Source organism: Streptomyces sp. NBC_00443 (assembly GCF_036014175.1).
Taxonomy (GTDB): domain Bacteria; phylum Actinomycetota; class Actinomycetes; order Streptomycetales; family Streptomycetaceae; genus Streptomyces.
In genome coordinates this window covers 2,282,462-2,301,535 of record NZ_CP107917.1, presented here as the reverse complement: position 1 = coordinate 2,301,535, position 19,074 = coordinate 2,282,462, and the positions used below count along the sequence as shown (strand labels likewise).

The 19,074-nt window shown below is 73.1% G+C and carries 15 protein-coding genes and 2 pseudogenes; 14 read left to right on the top strand and 3 right to left on the bottom strand.

The features are described 5' to 3' along the window. Positions 1-24: 24 nt before the first annotated feature. The 3 genes from OHO27_RS10215 to OHO27_RS10205 are packed head-to-tail and all read right to left on the bottom strand — an operon-like array spanning position 25 to position 3,297. Positions 25-1,317 (bottom strand): M20/M25/M40 family metallo-hydrolase, encoded by a 1,293-nt coding sequence (locus OHO27_RS10215; RefSeq protein ID WP_328422449.1) that lies wholly within the window; start codon positions 1,315-1,317, stop codon positions 25-27. Next, on the bottom strand, positions 1,314-2,219 hold the full coding sequence (locus tag OHO27_RS10210) for a sugar phosphate isomerase/epimerase family protein (protein WP_328422447.1): 906 nt from the start codon (positions 2,217-2,219) through the stop codon (positions 1,314-1,316). Before OHO27_RS10210 ends, OHO27_RS10215 begins: the two co-directional genes overlap by 4 nt. 1 nt (position 2,220) lies before the next feature. Beyond that, positions 2,221-3,297, bottom strand: coding sequence for a Gfo/Idh/MocA family protein (locus OHO27_RS10205; protein WP_328422445.1), 1,077 nt, complete (start codon positions 3,295-3,297; stop codon positions 2,221-2,223). Positions 3,298-3,657: 360 nt separating this feature from the next. On the opposite strand from OHO27_RS10205, the gene OHO27_RS10200 reads away from it, so the two are divergent. The 14 genes and pseudogenes from OHO27_RS10200 to OHO27_RS10135 all read left to right on the top strand — a co-directional run bounded on the left by OHO27_RS10200 (position 3,658) and on the right by OHO27_RS10135 (position 18,858). Beyond that, a complete protein-coding gene (locus tag OHO27_RS10200; protein ID WP_328422443.1) occupies positions 3,658-4,752 on the top strand; it encodes a DegT/DnrJ/EryC1/StrS family aminotransferase in 1,095 nt (364 codons plus the stop codon). Next, positions 4,749-5,618: pseudogene (locus OHO27_RS10195) on the top strand (DegT/DnrJ/EryC1/StrS family aminotransferase); the annotation flags it as partial. The gene OHO27_RS10200 and the pseudogene OHO27_RS10195, both read left to right, overlap by 4 nt. Before the next feature lie 2 nt (positions 5,619-5,620). After that, positions 5,621-5,890 (top strand): DegT/DnrJ/EryC1/StrS family aminotransferase, encoded by a 270-nt coding sequence (locus OHO27_RS10190; protein ID WP_328422441.1) that lies wholly within the window; start codon positions 5,621-5,623, stop codon positions 5,888-5,890. Positions 5,891-6,004: 114 nt separating this feature from the next. After that, on the top strand, positions 6,005-6,979 hold the full coding sequence (locus tag OHO27_RS10185) for a UbiA family prenyltransferase (RefSeq protein WP_328422438.1): 975 nt from the start codon (positions 6,005-6,007) through the stop codon (positions 6,977-6,979). Then, a complete protein-coding gene (locus OHO27_RS10180; protein ID WP_328422436.1) occupies positions 6,976-8,346 on the top strand; it encodes an FAD-dependent oxidoreductase in 1,371 nt (456 codons plus the stop codon). Before OHO27_RS10185 ends, OHO27_RS10180 begins: the two co-directional genes overlap by 4 nt. 1 nt (position 8,347) lies before the next feature. After that, positions 8,348-8,692 (top strand): annotated as a pseudogene (locus OHO27_RS10175) (AMP-binding protein); the annotation flags it as partial. Positions 8,693-8,808: 116 nt separating this feature from the next. Then, complete coding sequence (locus tag OHO27_RS10170) at positions 8,809-9,915, top strand: fatty acid--CoA ligase family protein (RefSeq protein ID WP_328422435.1); 1,107 nt, start codon at positions 8,809-8,811, stop codon at positions 9,913-9,915. A gap of 263 nt (positions 9,916-10,178) precedes the next feature. Beyond that, on the top strand, positions 10,179-11,000 hold the full coding sequence (locus tag OHO27_RS10165) for a class I SAM-dependent methyltransferase (protein WP_328422433.1): 822 nt from the start codon (positions 10,179-10,181) through the stop codon (positions 10,998-11,000). Further along, on the top strand, positions 10,997-12,820 hold the full coding sequence (locus OHO27_RS10160) for a CoA transferase (RefSeq protein WP_328422431.1): 1,824 nt from the start codon (positions 10,997-10,999) through the stop codon (positions 12,818-12,820). The genes OHO27_RS10165 and OHO27_RS10160 overlap by 4 nt, the downstream gene beginning before the upstream one ends. Further along, positions 12,817-14,571: a class I adenylate-forming enzyme family protein gene (locus OHO27_RS10155; RefSeq protein WP_328422429.1), complete on the top strand. Its 1,755-nt coding sequence runs from the start codon at positions 12,817-12,819 to the stop codon at positions 14,569-14,571. Before OHO27_RS10160 ends, OHO27_RS10155 begins: the two co-directional genes overlap by 4 nt. 339 nt (positions 14,572-14,910) lie before the next feature. Then, positions 14,911-15,294 (top strand): FAD-dependent oxidoreductase, encoded by a 384-nt coding sequence (locus OHO27_RS10150; RefSeq protein WP_328422427.1) that lies wholly within the window; start codon positions 14,911-14,913, stop codon positions 15,292-15,294. Further along, positions 15,249-16,574: a phytoene desaturase family protein gene (locus tag OHO27_RS10145; RefSeq protein WP_328422425.1), complete on the top strand. Its 1,326-nt coding sequence runs from the start codon at positions 15,249-15,251 to the stop codon at positions 16,572-16,574. The genes OHO27_RS10150 and OHO27_RS10145 overlap by 46 nt, the downstream gene beginning before the upstream one ends. Before the next feature lie 893 nt (positions 16,575-17,467). Beyond that, a complete protein-coding gene (locus tag OHO27_RS10140; RefSeq protein ID WP_328430398.1) occupies positions 17,468-18,070 on the top strand; it encodes an ABC transporter ATP-binding protein in 603 nt (200 codons plus the stop codon). Then, complete coding sequence (locus OHO27_RS10135; protein ID WP_328422423.1) at positions 18,067-18,858, top strand: hypothetical protein; 792 nt, start codon at positions 18,067-18,069, stop codon at positions 18,856-18,858. Before OHO27_RS10140 ends, OHO27_RS10135 begins: the two co-directional genes overlap by 4 nt. Positions 18,859-19,074: the final 216 nt, after the last annotated feature.

Below are 19,074 nucleotides of genomic sequence, written 5' to 3'. Positions count from 1 at the left end.
TCGTTCGGTTGGGGGTGTGGTGCTCTACGGAGGTCGCTGCGCCGACGCCGCCGGCAGCGCCTCGGCGAAGAGTGTGACGAGCCGGCGGACCACGCCGGCGAACTCCTCCAGGTCGGCGAGGTCGACGAACTCGCCGGGCGCGTGGGCGCGGTTGGCGGCGAGACAGCCGGGTCCGAGGACGGTGGTGAAGGCGTTGTCCAGACCGGCCGCCCAGATGGCGTCGCACGTGAAGCCGGGGTCGCCGGCCGCCGTCCGGGCTCCTGCGCGGGCCAGGAGTTCCTCGGCCCACGGGTCGGAGTCGTCCAGGGCGGGCAGGCCCTCCTTATCCCAGCCGAGCCGGATGATCCGTGCCGCGTCCCGCGCGGTGCGGGCGAACTCGCGGGTATGGGCGAAGAGTTCGGTGAAGCGGTGCAGGCCGTCGGCGAAGTGCCGGGTGACCTCGGTCTTCAAGCGGTCGCCGTCGGAGGTGCGGCGGTACGACAGGTTCATCAGCAGGGTGCCGGTGCCGTGGACGCGGTTGTGCGTGCGGCCCGTGTGCAGTCCGGCGACGCACACCCGCGTACCGGGTACGGCCCCGTCCAGGCGGGCGGCGAGGTGCTGTGCCAGGAATCCCAGCAGCACGGTGGCGTTGTGTCCGGCGTCGGGATGGTCGTCCACCGAGTCCGCGCCCTCGACGGTGATCCGGGCGGTCATCGCGGCGGTGGCCCGGGGCAGCGCGCGCAGTCCGGTCGGTTCGCAGAACACGTTGAGTCGGCCGTGGTGCCCGGCCTCCAGCAGCGGGCGGGTGCCGTAGGTGCCCAGGGCACCGCCCTCCTCCCCGGCGACGGCCTGGAGCAGGACGGTGACGTCCCGTCCGACGGCGGGGTGGGACGCGGCGGCCCGCAGCCCGGCGAGGAGGGCCACGGCGGGCCCCTTGGCGTCGACCGCGCCCCGGCCGGTGAACCGCACGCCGTCGAAGACGGGCGGGGCGTGTCCGGCGACGGTGTCCAGATGGACGTTGAACATCACGGTGTGCGCACGGGAACGCTCGGGTCCCAGTCGCAGCAGCAGACTGGGCTGGTCCGCGAGGAAGCGCGGATCGCGGGCGGCGGCGCGGACCGTGGACGGCACGCCCGGATGGTCCAGGCAGGCGGCGGGCGGGCTGGCGAGGCGGACGGTGCGAAACCCCGCTTCGGCGGCGGCCGTCGCGTACCGCTGGAGGATCTCGGGCAGCCGGGACGGCGGATCGTCCGGGCCGGCCTCCAGGGGGTTGACGCTCGGCAGGCGTAGCAGGTTCAGCAGCAACTCCCGGTACCGTTCGGTGAACAGGCCGCTCACGCCGAGCCGTCCAGCGGGCCGGTGACCGGCTGTCCGGCGCCCAGCAGCCCGGCGAGCGCCTGTCCGGCCCGTACGAACAGGTCGGCGGCGTCCTCACCGGCCCGGGCCAGCCCCTCGTGGGGGCGCACGGCGAGATGGGGTTCCAGGGAGAGCGCTCCGGTGTAGCCGTGGGCGGCCAGCAACTCCAGGCATTCCGCCACCCCGGCCTCACCCTCGCCGGGCAGGGTGTAGGCGGTGCCGCCGTCCGGCGTGCGGACGGCGTCCTTGATGTGCACGTGGACGACGTACGGGGCGAGGTCGCGGAGCATGTCCGGGGCGCGGTAGCCGTAGGGGACGCCGTTGCCGGTGTCGAACAGCAGCCGCAGGGCCGGGCTGTCCACGGCGCGCAGCAGTCGTAGAGCGCGGTCGGCCCGGTCACCGGCCCAGCCCGCGCAGTTCTCGTGCACCAGCACCAGGCCCGCGCGCTCGGCGCGGTCCGCCAGGACGGCGGTGCGGGCCAGCACGCGGTCGGCCCACTCGGTCTCCGCCAGGCCGGTGTTGGGGTACGACATGATCCGCACCAGTCGGCAGCCGAGGGTGGCGCAACGCTCGGCCAGGACGTCTAGTTCCGTCAGGTCCTGGCCGAGGTCGCCGGTGATGGGGCGGGACCAGTTGCCGATCCGGGAGGCGACGGCGGTCACGGTGACGCCTTGGTCCGCGAGCCGCCGGGCCAGCGTGCCGAAGGCGGCCGCGGAGAGGTCGGCGAGAGCTGTGCCGTCGACCGTGCGCAGTTCGATGGCGTTCCAGCCAAGCCTTCGCAGCGCAGCCAGTTGCCCGTCGGTGCCGGGTGCCGCCTCGTCGCCGATGCCGGTGAGCGGCCCGAACCCCCGGACGCCGGATCCGGCGGCGCAGTGCCGGGACATGTCAGCGGCTCCCGGCGCCGGCGCGCGGTGTGACGGCGCAGTGTTCCCGGGCCGCGCACAGCAGCCGGGCGGTCGCGCAGGCGAGCGGGAAGTTCCCGACGCCCCCGGCGCCGGAGGAGAAGCCGCGGTAGGCGACGTCCAGGAAGTCGGTCAAGGCGTCGTCCCGGAAGATGTGGTGTCCGATCCCGGGCACTCCGTCCGCGTCGAGGACTCCGGACGGCGGGGCAGCCGTACCGCGGTCGAAGGGGTCGACGACCAACTGCGCGTGGTCGTCGTCCTCGCTGAGTGGGAAGTGGGCCGTGGCCGTCCCGCCTTCGAACTCGCAGACGACGCTGCGCTGCCGGACGGGTGCGCCGAGGTCGGAGCGCAGCAGCGTCACCACGCCCGAACGGTGCTCCAGTTCGACGTGCGCGCCGCCAAGGCGGGGCAGTCCACGGTCCTCGCAGCGCAGGTCCCAGCAGCGCGCGGCGCGGAGTTCGGCCGGCCCGGCGAGATCGAGCGCGAGCGCCAGGGAGTGGGGGATCTCCACGTCCAGGGCGGACGGATGCCCGTCAGTCGCCAGGGACCGCAGGAAGCGGGGCTTGTGCTGGTCGACGGTGATACGGCGCAGGGAGCCGAGCCGTCCGCCGCTCACCAGTCGGCGTAACCGGCCGGCGAGCCGGGAGGTGATCCAGTGGGCGACGGCCACGAGATCGAGCCCGGCCTCCTGACGCAGCCTGATCAGAGCGTCGAGTTCGTCCGCGGACGCGGCGAGGGGTTTCTCCACGATCATCCGGCGGAAGCCGTGTCCGGCCAGTTCCGCGAGGAGGTCGTAGCGCAGCCGGGGCGGTGTGCACACGTGGACCACCGCGGTGGCGGGGTCCACGTACCGCAGGGCCTGTTCCAGCGTGGTGACGGCCGTGATCTCGCCGGGCGTGCCCAGGAGCCGCAGACTGTCGGCGCGCGGGTCGCAGCCGACCGCGGGCAGAGCGACGAGCGGATCTCCCGTGGCCGCGGTCCGCCGGGCCAGACTGCCGAGCGTGTTCAGATGCAGTCCTGATCCGGACCGGCCGAGCCCGACCACGAGGGGCTGCAGCACAGGGCCTCCTGAGAGGGGAACGGGCGGGAAGGAAACGGGCGCGCGAAATTCGCTGCCCCGCGCACAACTCCAATGGGCCGCACCACTGTTGCGGCATCGTGCGGAAATGGTCAAGACGTTCGGAACGCCATTCCCCAGAACGTGTGAAGATGATCCTTTCCTCTCTCCGTCGACCGAAAGTCTGACTAGCGTGGTCATTCCACTGACACGACGGAGACAGGTGAGAGATTGCCTTCCAGTGGACAGATTCCGGCGCGCACCGGGGATGTATTACCGACCGCGGCGAGAACGGCCGATCGAATTCCCTTCTTCTCCCAGGCCGCGACTTTCGATCGACTGTGGCCATCCATTGAAAAGGCTTTGGATGACGTTTTCCACAGCGGCAAGTTCTCCCACGGAAAACAGGTCGGGCAGCTCGAGGCGGCGCTCGCGGACTGCACCGGCGCCCGGCATGTGATCGGCGTCAACAGCGGTACCGATGCGCTGGTGTTGCTGCTGCGCGCCTCCGGAGTGCGCCCCGGCGACGGTGTCCTGGTGCCGGCGTACTCCTTCTTCGCCACCGCCTCGGCCGTCGTACTGGCAGGCGGGACACCGCAGTTCGTCGACATCGATCCGGAGACGTACGCGATGGACCCCGCGGCGCTGAAGGCGGCCGTCACTCCGCGGAGCCGGTTTGTGATGCCGGTGCATCTGTTCCACACGATGGCCGACATGGCGGCCATCACCGCCGTCGCCCGGCAGCACGGCCTGACAGTCGTCGAGGACAGCGCCGAAGCGATCGGCATGCGCCGGCACGGAGTGCACGCGGGCCTGCACGGGGTCGGCGGCGTCCTGTCGTTCTTCCCCTCCAAGACGCTCGGCGCGCTCGGCGACGCGGGAGCCGTGCTCACCGACGACCCGGAGGTGGCGGCCACCGTCGCGGCGCTGCGCCACCATGGCAGGACGGGCCGCACGCTGAACAACTTCCCGGCCATCTCCACCGAAAGCGCCCTGCCCGGCGCGAACAGCAAGATGGACGACATGCAGGCGGCCGTCCTGCTCGCCAAGCTGTCCCTCCTGGAGGAGCACATCGCGCGCCGGGCCGGACTGGCGGACGCGTACACCGCCCGTCTGCGGGACGCGCCGGGGATCATCCGCCTGCCGCGGACCACCGCCGGAACACCGGACGACCGAGACGTGTACTACGTCTACCTGATCGAGACCGAGCACCGGGACGCCCTCGTCGACCACCTCGACCGGCACGGCATCGGCACCGAGGTCTACTACCCGGTGCCGCTGCCCCACCAGCCTGCCCTCGCGCACTTGAGCCACCGGCAGGGCGAGTTCCCCCACGCCGAGGCGGCGGCCCGGCACGCCGTCGCCCTGCCCTTCCACCCCGATCTCGGATCCGACGACCTGGACCGCGTCTGCGACACCATCCGCTCCTTCCTCGCCGGAACGAGGACGACCGCATGACCGCATCGCTCCCTCCCGCCGTCCCGTTCTTCCCTCCCGCCCTCTTCGAAGCCGACCGCTCCGCACTGATCGGGCTGGTCCGCGAGGTGGGCCTCGACCCGGAGCAGCGGTTCATCCTGGGCAGGCGCACCGCCGCCCTCGAGGACCTCATGCGCGAGGATCTGGGGGCCGCCGACGTGGTCGCCTGCTCCAGCGGCACGTCTGCGCTCTCGCTGGTGCTGCGGGCCATGGACGTAGGCCCCGGTGACGAGGTGATCGTGCCGGCGTTCGGCTGCGCGCCCCTGGCCGCCTCTGTGGTCGATGTCGGGGCCACACCGGTCTTCGCCGACATCCGGCCGGACACCATGACCATGGACCCGGACGAGGCGGAGCGGCTCGTCACCGAGCGGACCAAGGCGGTGATGCCGGCCCACATGTTCTCCGTCATGGCCGACATGCCACGCTTCGCCGAACTGGCCCGGCGGCACGGACTGCGCCTGCTGGAGGACTCGGCGGTCGCCCAGGGCGGCGTACTGCGGGGTGTCCCGGCCGGACTGTGGGGCGAGGCAGGGCTCTACTCCTTCGTGCAGGTCAAGACCTGCGGCATGCCCGGCGAGGGCGGCGTGGTCGTCACCCGGGACCCGGCACTGGGCGAGAAGGTGCGGATGCTGCGCAACCACGGCCAGTACGCCGGACAGCGGTTCGTCCACCACGCCGTCGGACTCAACAGCCGCTTCGACGAGATCCAGGCCGCCTTCCAGACGTACCGCTATGCCGGTTTCCCGGCGCGGCTGGCGCGGCGGGCGGAGATCGCCGCGTACTACACCGAACGCTTCACGCCCCTGGCCGACCGTGGTGTGGCACCGCCGCCGCCCGGCCCGGACGGCCGGTGCTTCTACGTGTACACGGTCCTCGCCGAGGACCGGGAGGCTCTCGGCGCCCACCTGGCCGAGTGGGGGTGGCCACGCACGTCTACTATCCGCATCCTCTGCCCGCCCATCGTGCCTTCGCTCCCTACGCGCCACCCGGTGCCCGCTGGCCGCGCGCCGAACAGGCCGCCCGCCGCCATCTCGCCCTGCCGGTGCATCACCTGCTGACCGACGCGCAGGTCGAGCACGTCGCCGACCTCGTGTGCGCCTTCGCCACCGAGCACCGCTGACGAGCGGCCGCCCGCCTCGGACACCGTTGACCCGCGACCGCCCGCCTGGCCCATCCCGCTGCCCGGGCGAGCGGCACCCCCCTTCGGACGCAGACACCCCCCAAGAGGTCACCCATGACGGACAGCATCGCGGCCGGCCGTCCCGCCGCGACCGCCCACGGCCACAGTCGGCTGCGCACGTACGCGCGGCTCGGCAAGCTGGACGTGTACGACTACTACCTCGGCATCTTCCTCGCCCTGACCGCCGCGCTGTTCCCGGCCGGCGCCTTCACCGCCCGCCAGGCACTGGTGATGGCGATGTTCCTGGCCGGCGAAGTCGCGGTCCTCATGGCGATGGTCGCCCTGGACGACGTCACCGGGTTCCGGGACGGCAGCGACCTCGCCAACTACGCCCCTGACAACCCGCTGCGCAACAAGGCACGCAAACCCCTGGTCGCCGGGGCGCTGACGGTGCCCCAGGCGCTGCGCTTCGCCTGGGCCTGCGCGGCGGCCGGGGCGGTGCTGTGGGCGGGCGCCGCCGCGATCGCGCCGCACCACCCGCTGTGGGCGCTGGTGACGGCGGGCGCGCTGTTCGCGGTGTCGCTGCAGTACTCGTACGGGCTGAAGATCAGTTACCACGGTTTCCAGGAGGTGTTCCTGGTAGCCCTCGGTGCCGTGCTGGTGATCGTTCCGTACGGCCTGGTGACGGGGGGCTTCTCCGGTTTCCTGATGGTGCAGGCGGTGCTGTTCGGGTTCGGGCCGCTGATGTTCGGGGTCTACTCCAACACCAACGACGTGGCCGGCGACCGGGCCGTAGGCCGCCCGACCGTGGCCGCCCTGGTCTCCGAGCGGGGCAACGCCGTCTTCATCGGAGCCCTGTCGGTCGCCGAGTTCCTCATCGGCGCGGTCGCCTCGGCCGCCGGGGTGGCCCCCTGGTGGTTTGTGCTGCTGATGCTGCCGGCGACCGCGCTGCGGGCCCGTCAGTACCTGACCGGGTTCGTCCGCGGCGACATCATGACCGCCCGCCGGACGGGCTTCGCGGTGCACCGGCTGAGCGTGGTGCTGATGACCGTGGCCAACGTCGTCGTCGGAACGGGAGCCGCCGCATGAAGCCCGATCTCGACGTCGCCGTCGTCGGCGCGGGCATCGCCGGCCTGACCGCCGCCCACGAACTGCGCCGCGCCGGGCTGGCCGTCCGGGTGTACGAGCAACTGCCGCAGGTCGGCGGCCGCATGCGCAGCATCCGCCAGGAGGGCTGGACGGTGGACACGGGCGCCGAGCAGGTCCCGTCCCGCGGTTACCGCGGGACCTGGGAGCTGCTGCGCCGACTGCGGGTCACTCCCGCGGACGTGCCCCGGGTCGGCGGCGGGGTGGCCGTCTGGCGCGGCGGACGCGCCCACCTGGGCGTCGGCGAGAGCACGGCCGTGGTCACCGGAGCGGGCCTGTCCCCCCGGGCGCGGCTCGACCTGGCCGCCTTCTCCGCCTGGACCGGCCGCCGCCGCGCCGGATTCGACGGCGACCGTCCCGAGCACAGTCCGCTGGGCGCCGCCACCGTGCGGGAGGTGGCAGCCCGCTACCACCGCGACCTGCACGACTACCTCTTCCAGCCGGTCGCCGGCTGCTTCTTCGGCTGGGACACCGCCCGGTCGACGGCCGCCCCCATGGTCAGCCTGCTGCTGGAGGCCGGTTCCACCGCCGCCTGGCGCACCTACCGCGACGGCATGGACTTCCTGGCCCGCCGACTGGCCACCGGCACCGAGGTCGTCACCGACCGGGCCGTACGCGAGGTCACCGACGCGGGTGGGCATGCCGTACTGCGCTTCGACGACGGGCAGGTCACCGCGCGGGCCGCCGTGCTCGCCGTACCGGCACCCGTCGCGGCGGCCCTCCGGCCGGACGCTCCCGCCGACGAGCAGCCCTTCCTCACCTCCTGCACTTTTACGCCCATGCTGAAGGTCAGCTGCCTGCTGGACCGCCCTCTCGCCCCCGCCGCCCGGCGGCCGGTGCACATCCTGCTCACCCCGGCCGCCGAGGAGGACGTGCTCTCCGGCGTCGTCGTCGACCACGCCAAGCACCCCGGCCGGGCCCCCGCGGGCCGGGGCCTGGTCACCCTCGTGGCCGCTCCACACCGAGTCCGCGCGCTGTTGGACGCCCCTCCCGACGAGGCCGCCGAGCTCCTCGTCCGCGCGGCGGAACGCTATGTCCCGGGCATCACCGGCGCCTGCCGCCACCGTCTCGTGCACGCCTTCCGGCACGGTCTGCCGGAAGCCACACCCCAGGCCCTGCGGGAACGCGCCGGCTTCCTCTCCCGGCCAGCGCGCGCCGTGGAGTACGCCGGCGACTGGCTCATGCTGCGGCCTGCCTCCGAAGGAGCCGTCCGGGCGGGCGCGCTGTCCGCGTCCCGCGTCCTGAGCAGGCTCGGACGGAACACTCCGGCCGACCCCGACCGATCGGAGGAGATCCGTGCGACCGCATGACATGGGCACCCTGTTCGACGAGGCGGCGGCGGGCGGCGCCCGGACCGTGGTCCACCTGGACCGGCCCTTCGACATCGCCCCCCGCGCGGGCACCCGGTGGACCGTCGCCGAACTCGCCGGCCTGGTCCGCGCCACCGCGGCCCGCCTCGCCGACGCCGGGGTCGGGCCCGGGGACCGCGTGGCGATCGTGAAGGACAACCACTGGGACTACGACCTGCTCGCCTGCGCCGCGGTCCGCCTCGGCGCCGTACCCGCGCTGCTGTCCGCCCGCCTCGACACCGCGAACCTCGTCACCCTGCTGGAGCGGCTGCGGCCCGCCGCGCTGGTCACCACCGCTGCCGTGCTGGCCCGTTGCCGGGACACCGCCGCCGGCGAACCGGCCCGGATCGTCGTCACCGTCGACTCCGTCGCGTCCGGCGCGGCCCACCTGGCCGCGCTGGACGCGTCCCGCCCCGCGTACCGGTGCGGCGCCACGACGACGAACCGCTTGTCATCCATCACACCTCGGGGTCGACCGGCCTGCCCAAGCTGGTGGTCCACTCCACGCGGACACTCGTGCACAAGCTGGCCCGCTTCGAAGCGGTGCGCTACCCGGGCATCGGCATCCGCCCGGACGACGTCCTGGCCAACGCCAGCGCGTACGGACACGGACGCACCTTCTGCTGGACGGCCGTCGTCGTGTCACTCGCGCCCGCCGAAATCCTCATCCTCACCGGAAACGACCCGGAGGCCGCCGACCCGCTCCTGCGGGCCCACCCGCCCACCGTCGTCGAGGCCCTGCCCGCCTCCTACATCCGGCTGCGGCCGCTCACCACCCGGCTGGACAACCCCTTCCGGGACGTCCGCCTGTACATCAGCACCTACGACGCCGTGCACCCGCCCGCCCTGCGCGCGTACCTGTCCGCCAGTCGCCGCGCCCGCCCGCTGTGGATGCAGGGCTGGGGCCAGACCGAGACCGGACCGCTGACCTTCCGCTTCCACACGCGGCGTTCCGCGCTCGCGCCGGACGCGGAGACCACGGCGCGCCGGCTCGGCCGTCCCGTGCCGGGCCGGACCCGGCTGCGCGCGGTGGACCCGGACACGCTGCGCCCGGTGCCGCGCGGCCGTCCCGGCCTGCTCCTCGTCCGCACCTCGGCCCTCGCTTCGGGATACGTCGGCGAACAGGACCGCTGGGACGCCAAACGCGTCGGCGACTGGTGGTCCACGGGCGACATGGGCGTGCACCACCGCGACGGCAGTGTCAGCATCCTGGACCGCGCCGTCGACGCCCTGCCCGGTATGAGCTGCCTGCGGACCGAAGACGTACTGGAGCAGCGACTGCCGCAGGCCCTGGAATGCGTGATCCTCGGTGCCCCGGACGGCGACCCGCTGCCCGTCGTGGTCACCGCCGACGGCCGACTGGACCCGGATGCCTGGAAACAGGCCACGCACGGACTGCCCGCGCTGCGCGACCCGACCGTCCTCACCTGGGACGAGGTGCCCCGCACCGGGACCGGCAAGGTCCGCCGCGCGGCCCTGGCCCGGCAGCTCACCGGCGCCGCACCCGCCGGCACCGGCCGGTGGACGTGACCGGGGCGCCGTTCGACGCGGCCGGCCGGCCCGGGCCGTTCGACGGCGTCGGCCTGCCGGGGCCGCTGTCCGGCGGCGGCTGTCCGGGCCGCTCCGATGACAGGTCTCGCCGGAGCGGCCGGCTCCCGCCCCGGCCGGCGTTCGCCCACCGGGCGCGTGCCGACGGTGTCGAACCCGCCGGTGTCGGCCGCATGGCCCCGTCCGGGCCGCACCTGACGACGCCGGGCCTGGCCGGGCAGCGTTCTCATGAGAGGAGCCACACCGTGTCCCAGCCCGCTCCCGTCCGGGAGGGCACCCACGCGGTCTTCGGAAACGGCACCGCGCACAGCCGCGACCAGCACTCCTGCCTGGCTGCCGCCTACGATCCGGTGACCCTGCCCCGCCTGGCGGCCACCGGTGTCGGCCCGGGCTGGCACTGCCTGGAGGTCGGCGCCGGCGGCGGCAGCATCGCGCGCTGGCTGGCGGGCCGGGTGGCACCGGGCGGCTCGGTGCTCGCCACCGACCTCGACCCGCGCGACCTGGCACCCGGCCCGCGCCTGGAGGTCGCCGCCCTTGACGTGGCCCGCGACCCGCTGCCGGAGGCGGCCTACGACCTGGTGGTGGCCCGCCTGGTCCTGCAGCACCTACCCACCCGGGACGCCGTCCTGCACAAGCTGGTGCGCGCTCTCAAGCCCGGCGGCCTGCTGCAGATCGACGAGCTCGACGCCTCCTACGAGCCGCCGCTGCTGACCCCGGACGCGGAGGCGGAGGCGCTCTATGTCCGGTTCCTGCGGGCCAAGACTGGCGCGCTGCGCGCCGCGGGCGGCGATCCGCACTGGGGACGCAAGGTGCCGGCGGCAGTGCGGGCGGCGGGGCTGACCGCCATCGACGTCCACCTCCACATCGGCGTACGGCACGCCCAGGACCCCGGCCTCGGACTTCAGTTGAACCACACCCGCAACCTCCGGGACCGGCTGACGGAACAGGGCATGACCCAGGAGGACCTGGACCGCGTGGGACGGCTGATGCAGGACCCGTCCTTCCGCGCCGCATCCAGCGTCCTGTACTCGGTGCAGGGCCGCCGGCTCGGCCGGGGGCGATCGTGACGTCACACCTGCGCGCCGCGGCCCGGCCGGACGTCGCTGCCGCGATCGCCGGCCGTCTGCTGCGGCATGCCGCGCGGGACCTGCCGGAGACCAGCGGCCCAGGCCGGGCTACGCCGCGGTACACCGTCGACTGGGCGGGGCCGGTCGGTGCGGACCTGCCGGACGAGCGCGCCGTACAGGCCGCCTGCGGTCTCATGCAGGTCCACGGCCGGGCGACGGGCGGGCCGCTTCCGCTGGCCGTCGACTACGCCTCGGTGGTGGCGGGGGTGCTCGCCGCCGAGGGCGTCACCGCTCTCCGCGTCGCGCGGGCCCGCGGCCTTGACCTGTGCGAGGTGCGGACCTCTGTGGCGCAGGGGGCGCTTCTGGCGGTCGGTCAGTACCTCGCCGCCGAGACGGCCCGCGACAACTCGGGTCCGCCCGAGCCGGATTCGCCGGCTCCGTCGACGGCCGGACCGGACGCGCTGCCGATGGGCGGTCTGGCGACCCTGGAGACGTCCGACGACGCCCGAGTAGAGGTCGAGACCCTCGACCCCCTGGCGTGGCGGGAGTTCTGGGTCCGGCTCGGCGTGGCCCCCGTGCTCGCCGGCCGTGGCTGGCTGCCGTTCCAGCAGCGGTTCGCCACCGCCGTCTGCCCGCTGCCCGACGAGCTGCGCCGGGCCGCCCGCCGCCGCACGCTGGCGGAGCTGCGGGCCGCCGCGCACCATACCGGCGTCAGCCTCCTCACCGTCGGCTCCGACCCGGCCCCCGCGGTTCGCCCGGCCGCCTGGTGCCTCACTCCGGGACCGGCACCTTTCCCCAGGGCCCGGGCGCACCCTGACACCGCCGTGCACGGCCCACGCCCGGCCGTCCCGCTCTCCGGTGCCGTCCTGCCGCTGACGGGCCTGCGGGTGGTGGAGTCCACCCGCAGGGTGCAGGGCCCGCTCGCCGGGCATGTCCTGCGGATGCTGGGTGCCGAGGTGGTCCGGATCGAACCGCCCGGCGGTGATCCGATGCGCTGGCTCCCTCCGCTGGCGGGGGACTGCTCGGCCCGGTTCTCGGCTCTCAACGCGGGCAAGCCGGTGGTCGAGGCCGACCTCACCACCGCGCCGGGCCGGGACATGGTTCGCGCGCTGGCCGCCGAGGCCGACGTCTTCCTGCACAACTGGGCCCCCGGAAAAGCCGCGCGGCTCGGCCTGGACGCGTCCGACCTGCTGCCCGGCCACCCCGCCCTGGTGTACGCCTGGGCATCCGGTTTCGGGGACGCCTTCGGCGACCGGCCGCCGCCCCTGGGCACCGACTACCTCGCCCAGGTGCACAGCGGCCTCGCCGCGGCGGTACGGCCGGCGGACCAGCCCCCGGCCCCCTCCCTGATGACCCTCACCGACGTGCTCGGCGGGCTGGTGTGCGCCCAGGGGGTGCTGGCCGCGCTGGTTGCTCGGGAGGCGACCGGCCGGGGCAGCCGCGTCGACTGCTCCCTGGTCTCGGCGGCCGCTCTCGTCCCCCGTTCCGCGCACCGGCCCCGCTGGACGGCGCTGGACCGGCCGCTGCGCACAGCGGACGGCCATCTGTACCTCGGTCCCGAGGCCCGGGCGTGCCCCGAGGCGGTGCTCCGCGTGGTGGACGGCGTCGGCCCCATGGCCGCCGAGGACCTCGCGGCCCGCTTCGCTCGCCGCAGCACGGAGGAGTGGACGGTACGGCTGGCCGAGGCCGGTCTGACCGCGACCCCCGTACTCACCGAACTGACGGCTCTGGCCCGCGACCCGGCCTTCCGGGCGGCCGTCGCACCACCTGATCCTTCCACCGGACACGCACGCCCGCACGCTCCCTGGGAGTTCGCATGACAGCTGCCCCCGCGACCCGGCACCGTATTGCCCCGTCTGCGAGCCGGGGCGGGCAGCCGGTGTGGACCTCACGCGCCGGAGTGCGCTTCCCGGATCTGGTGCCCCGCGCCCAACGACGTGCCTGGGTGACGGCGGGCCTGTGCCCGGACACCGACCTCTACGCACTGTTCACCGGCCGGGTCCGCGAACACCCGGACCGCCAGGCGCTGGTGGACGACGCCGGAGTGCTGTCCTACGCGGCGCTGGACGCCGAAGTGCGCCGGATCGCCGTCCTGTTCGCCCAGGAGGACCTGGGAGACGGGGACGTGGTGGCGCTCCTGCTGCCCAACGGACGCGACGCCGTGGCCGCGGAACTAGCCGTCTACGCGATCGGCTCGGTGGCCCTCCCGATCCCCGCGGGCGGCGACGACCGGGACGTCCGGGCGCTGCTCGCCCGCTCGCGGGCCCGCGGCGCCGTCCTCACATCGGCCTGCCGGGCACAGGCCGTCGCGGATCTTCCGCATCTGCGCACCGTGTTCGCCCCCGGCCCGGGTGACGGACGGACGCACGGGCTGCACTCCTCGCTGACCGCGGCCTGGCCCTGGCGGCCGCGGCAGGCCGACCCGTACGGGCCCGCCCGCATCCTGGTGTCGTCCGGTTCCGAAGCCGAGCCGAAGATGGTCGCCTACAGCCATCACGCCCTGGCCGGCGGCCGTACCCGGTACGTGGGGAGCCTGCACCCCGACACCACGGTGCCGCCCCGCCACCTGGTCCTCGTCCCGCTGGCCTCCTCTTTCGGTTCCCTGGGCACACCGGTCACCCTCGCCGCCCTCGGCGGCACCCTCATCGTGCAGTCGGCCTTCGACCCGGCCGGAGCGCTGCGGATGGTCGCCGAGCATCGTCCCACCCACCTCTTCGCGGTGCCCACCATGCTCCGGCGCATCGCCGACCTCCCGGCGCGGCCGGACGAGGACACATCGTCGTTGCGCGCTGTTGTCGCCAGCGGCGCCCCTCTGCCGGCGGCCACCGCCCAGGCATGCCGTGAACGGTTCGGCCGCCCGGTGGTGACCGTGTACGGCTCGTCGGACGGCGTGAACTGCCACACGGCCGGAGAACGCACCCCGCCGTGCGACAGCGTCGGCACTCCGGACCCCGCGGTGGCCCGCATCCGGATCACCGGACCCGACGGCGCGCCGCTCCCCACCGGGCGGACCGGTCAGATCGAGGCCCTGGGCCCCATGACGCCGCTGTGCTACGTCAACGCGCCTGAACTGGACACCCGTTACCGCACCTCCGACGGCTGGGTGCGCTCGGGCGACCTCGGCCGGCTGGACGAGCACGGAAGACTGCACGTCCTGGGCCGGCTCAAACGCATCGCCGTGCGCGGCGGTCTCAACATCAGTCTCGCCGAGGTCGAACGCGAACTGGGCACCCATCCAGCGGTGGCCGAGGCGGTCTGCGTCCCGGTGCCCGATCCGGACCTCGGGGAACGACTGTGCGCCTGCATCCGCCCGGTCCCGGGCACACCCGTTCCCACGCTGTCCGACCTCACGACCCACTTGGGGGGCCGTGGCCTGGCCCGCCGGAAACACCCCGAACGTCTCCTGGTGGTGGACGAGATCCCTCTCGCGCACAGCGGGAAGGTCTGCTACCGCACCCTGATGTCCCGAGCGACCGCGCGCTCAGCTCGGGAAAGACCGCAGGGCGCTCGCGAGGCTGATGAGAGCCGCCGGGGCAGATCCCCCAGATTGCCACCTGTGGAGCCGGCGTAGGGGAGGCTTCCCGGGGATGGGAGACCCCGGCAGCGCAGACACCGTCGTCGGGGGCGACTTCTCGGCAGGTGGGATGCCCACCACCGACAAGGAGGTCAGATACCGCGCGAGCACCAGCGCGTACACGGCGAGGTGCTGGGGTCGGCGGCTTTCCGCGAGCACCACCGCGTGCGTGGCTCCACATGGCCGGCACCGAGCTCCTCCCGGCCATGGCCCGAGCCGGATGCCTCGGCCAGCCACAGGCCGTGGTCCGCAGCGATGCGGTTGCGTGACTGGGGGCGAACAGCTCGTTTTTCCCGGTGTATGTAGGCATGTAGAACTGCAGCGAAGGTGGTGGCTGTGACGGATCGCGTGTTGGTGGGCCGGCCGTTGGCGGCGGGCGGGCTGACGGACGAGTACGACGCGGCGGTGGTCGGGTCCGGGGCCGGCGGGCTGACCACCGCGGTATGCCTGGCGCGCCAGGGCCGGCGGGTGGCGGTGTTCGAGCAGCACTACACCGCGGGCGGCTACACCCACGCTTACCGGCGACGCGGCTGGGAGTGGGACGTCGGAATCCACTACGTGGGACAGCTGACGGAGCGAGAGCCGGTCCGCGTGCTCTCGGATTATCTGACCGGCGGCACGCTGCAATGGGCCCCGCTGGGGGACCCGTACGACGAGTACCGCCTGGCGGGGAGGTGTACCAGGCGCCGGTCGGCTTCTCGGCCTATCGGTCCGGTCTGATCGCGCGCTTCCCGGCCGAACGAGCGGGCATCGAGGCGCTGTTCGGGCTGATCGGGCGGTGCCGGGCGGTCCTGCCCGCGCTCGCTCTGGGACGGCTGACAGGCCCGGTGGTGCGACGGCTGGCCCGGGTCCTGCGGGCGACGGCCGTGCCGCCCCAGGCGCTGTGTCCGGCCCGGGAGGTGGTGGAAGGGCTGGTTCGCGATGAGAGGCTGCGGCAGGCTGTGCTCACCCCGAGCGCGCTGCTGCTGGCCGACTCCACGGCAAGGCTGCCGTTCTTCCTCCTCGCGGTGCTGTTCGAGCACTTCCGGACCGGTGCCTGGTACCCGGTGGGTGGCAGTGCCGAGATCGCACGCGCGATGCTCGAACCGATCCGCGCCGCCGGCGGCGAGGTCTTCGTGCGGGCGCCGGTGGCCCGGATCGAGCTGGACGGGTCGCGCGCGACGGGCGTGGTGCTGGCGAACGGCACCCGCGTGCGGGCTCCGGTGGTGGTGAGCGCGGCAGGCGCCCAGAACACGTACCGCACCCTGCTGCCACGCCAACCCGACCGCATCGCAGACCGGCTGGATGGCATGCGGCGCGGATTCCCGTTCGTGGTGCTCTTCCTCGGACTGGACGGCGACCCCGCGGAACTCGGGCTGCCGCGGCACAACCTGATGGTGACCGACGAGGACTGCGACGCCCTCTTCGACGGCACGGGCGGGCGGACCAGCGGCTACTTCTTCTCGTTCTCCTGCGCCAAGGACCCGACCTGGACCACGCGCCACCCCGGCCGGTCGACCGGAGAGATCCTGACCTACGTACGGCCAGAGCTGTTCGAGCCATTCCACGGTTCACGATGGCGGCACCGGGACCCTGCCTACCTGTCCCTGAAAGCCGAGCTCACCGCACAGCTCCTTGACCAACTCCACCGCCATCTGCCCCGTACTACAGGCCGGGTGGCCTACCACGAGCTCGGCACCCCGCTGACGGCCGAGCACTTCGCCGGCTGGCCCGGCGGCAGCTTGTACGGGCTGGCCAAGGACGTGGCCGGCTTCGGCGACGGTCACCGCCCCGGCCTGGCGGACTGGCTGCGCCCACGAACCGAGGTCAAGGGCCTGTACCTCTCGGGCCAGGACTGCCTGGCCGGCGGCTTCCTCGGCGCGGTCACCAGCGGCCTGCTGGCCGCCCACGAGGCCCTGGACCGGGCTGGCCGGGCCCGCCTGTGGGCAGGGCTGTTGCGCCATGGCGTGCGCCCCCGATCGACCAGTTCCGGGCGTACCCCGACCGTCCAGGAACGGTGATGTGCTTGCGTTACTGGGCTTGGTGGCCGTCCTGGTCATCCTGCTGATCAGTGGCATTGCGATGTACGTGATCTATCAGCACTCCGCCCTGACCCCGTCCTGGCTCAGCCCACGGTGGCAGCTGGCGTGGCGGCGGTGCTCATGGCAGCCGTCGGCATCGTCGTCACCCGTCGCTGACCTTGCTTTCCGCACGGGCCCGCGACGCCCCCGTGCCGCGCGCGGCCCCGACGACCGCGCGAGAGGACCGGCGCGCGCCCGACCCCCGAGGTGCTCCCCGCCTCCCGCCCGCTCCCTCCCCTGCGTTCCGCGTAATCCGCCGCCTGGAGTCGCGAATCTGGGGTGTGACCTGCGCGGACATGGGTGAGGGCGCCTGAGAGGCGTTTCCTGGAGCCGATACGCCCCGGCGGCCACTGAGGAGTGTGTCGTCCCCGATGGGGCCACGCGTCTCACTGACGAACTCAAGAAAATCGATCCACCTGCGTTCGACGGCTACCACGGGTTCAGCTGGGCCGGATTACTCGACCGCTGGCTCTGGTAGTTGCCCGCGGCCGCCACGATCCCGAGCGATCACCCACCGTGCCCAGCGTGTCGAGCGGCTCGCGAGTATGCGCCACCTCAACACGCGAACCCACCAGTCCCGATGCCGTCACCGGAAACAGCGGGTGGCCGCCGTTACACCGGCGGTACGGACTCGTTTGACACCGGGCGGCAGCGCCCCCCGGGGCAGGGGGCGCCCAGGCCGGACGTTGCGATCCGGGTGCAGTGGACGGGTCAGGGAGGCATGAGCCTGTGGGGCCCCGGCCTCCGTGCCGGGCTTCTCCTCCGGGCCTGCTCGTTACCTCTGTCCGATCTTTCGAGGGGCTCATGTGCAGGTAGTAACGACGCGCCACCGGCTGCGGATCCGCGGAGTCCGCAAGGCGTTCGGCGGCAGGCAGGTCCTGCGCGCCGTCGACCTTGATGTGCCCGCCGGGACGCTGGTGGGAGTCGTCGGCGAGAACGGCGCGGGCAAAAGTACTTTGTTACAGATCGCCGTAGGAAACCTTGCGCCTGATCGCGGAACGGTCACAAGGACCGGGGCGGTCGGGTACTGCCCGCAACGGGCGGTACTGAACGACGCGTTCACCGTCGGACAGCATCTGCGGTTGTTCCAGATGGCCTACCGGCTGCCGACGCTGGAGCGCGCCGACGAGCTGATGGAGCTGCTGGCGCTGACCGGTTGCCGGCGACAGCAGGTCGGCGAGCTCAGTGGCGGAACGCGGCAGAAGCTGAACCTGCTGATCGCTCTCATGCACGATCCGCAGTTGCTGGTACTGGACGAGCCCTACCAGGGCTTCGACTGGGACACCCATCAGCGGTTCTGGTCCCTTGCCACCGATCTGCGTGATCGGGGCCGGTCGATCCTCGTGGTTTCGCACCTGCTGCACGACCTGCACCACTTCGACGCGATCGCTCATCTGCGCCAGGGGTATCTGCACTTCGAGGAGACCGACCGTTGAGGCTCTCCTGGACGGCGTTCACCGAACTGCTGCGCTGCACTCTGCTGGGTCACCTGCGCAACCGGCTGGCCTTGGCCCTGGCGGTTGCGTTCATCCCCGTCTGGATCGCTGTGGCACGTCTGTGCACCTCCGACCGGGTGGTGCGCATCCGGCTGGACGCCATCAGCACCCCGGTCTCCGCCCCGGCCAGCCAGGTCGGCCAGGTGGCCAGCGCGCTGGGCGCCATCACCATGGTCGCCGGCTTCATCGCCTTCACCGAGACCTTCCAATCACGGGAGATGGACCGCCGTCTGCTGCTGGCCGGCTACCCCCGGCTGCCGATGCTGCTGGCGAAGCTTGCCGCCGTCGCCCTCACCGCCGTGCTGCTGGCCCTCTACACCACGATCCTGCTGTGGGTCTCCCTGCCCGTACGGCACGCGGTCCCCCTGGCACTGGGCCTTGCAGGTGCCGGCCTCGCCTACGGCGGCATCGGCCTTCTGCTCGGCTCTCTGGTCCGCGGCGAGCTGGAGGGCTTCTTCCTCATCATCATGCTCAGCCTGGTCGACACCGGCCTGCAGAATCCCGTCTTCAACACGCTCATGGATGTGGCGGGCGTATCCGCGCTTCCTCTGTACGGCGTGAACCAGCTGGCGCTGAGCTCAGCCCTCACCCCACACACCCCCTGGTCCCACGGCCTGCTCTCCCTCACCTGGTCTGCAGCGACCGGCGCCCTGGCGCTGCTCGTCCTCCACACCCACCGCCCTTCCCGCTCCCCGCAGTCCCGCAGGACGCGGATCCAGGCAGGGTGATCACGTCTCTGATTGTCCGGTGTCGTAGGTCAGGAGGCCACGGGGGAAGCCGAGGTGTGGCCACGGATCTCAGGACGAGCGCCACCCGTTTTGCTCCCGATCACGTCGGGCTGAAGAGCGCCCAGCGCTCCGCGGTTGCGGTCCAGTCGCAGTCGGCTCTGCGGGCTGTCGGCTGACGACCGCATGGTTCCGAGGTCGGCCGATCGACCCGATGCA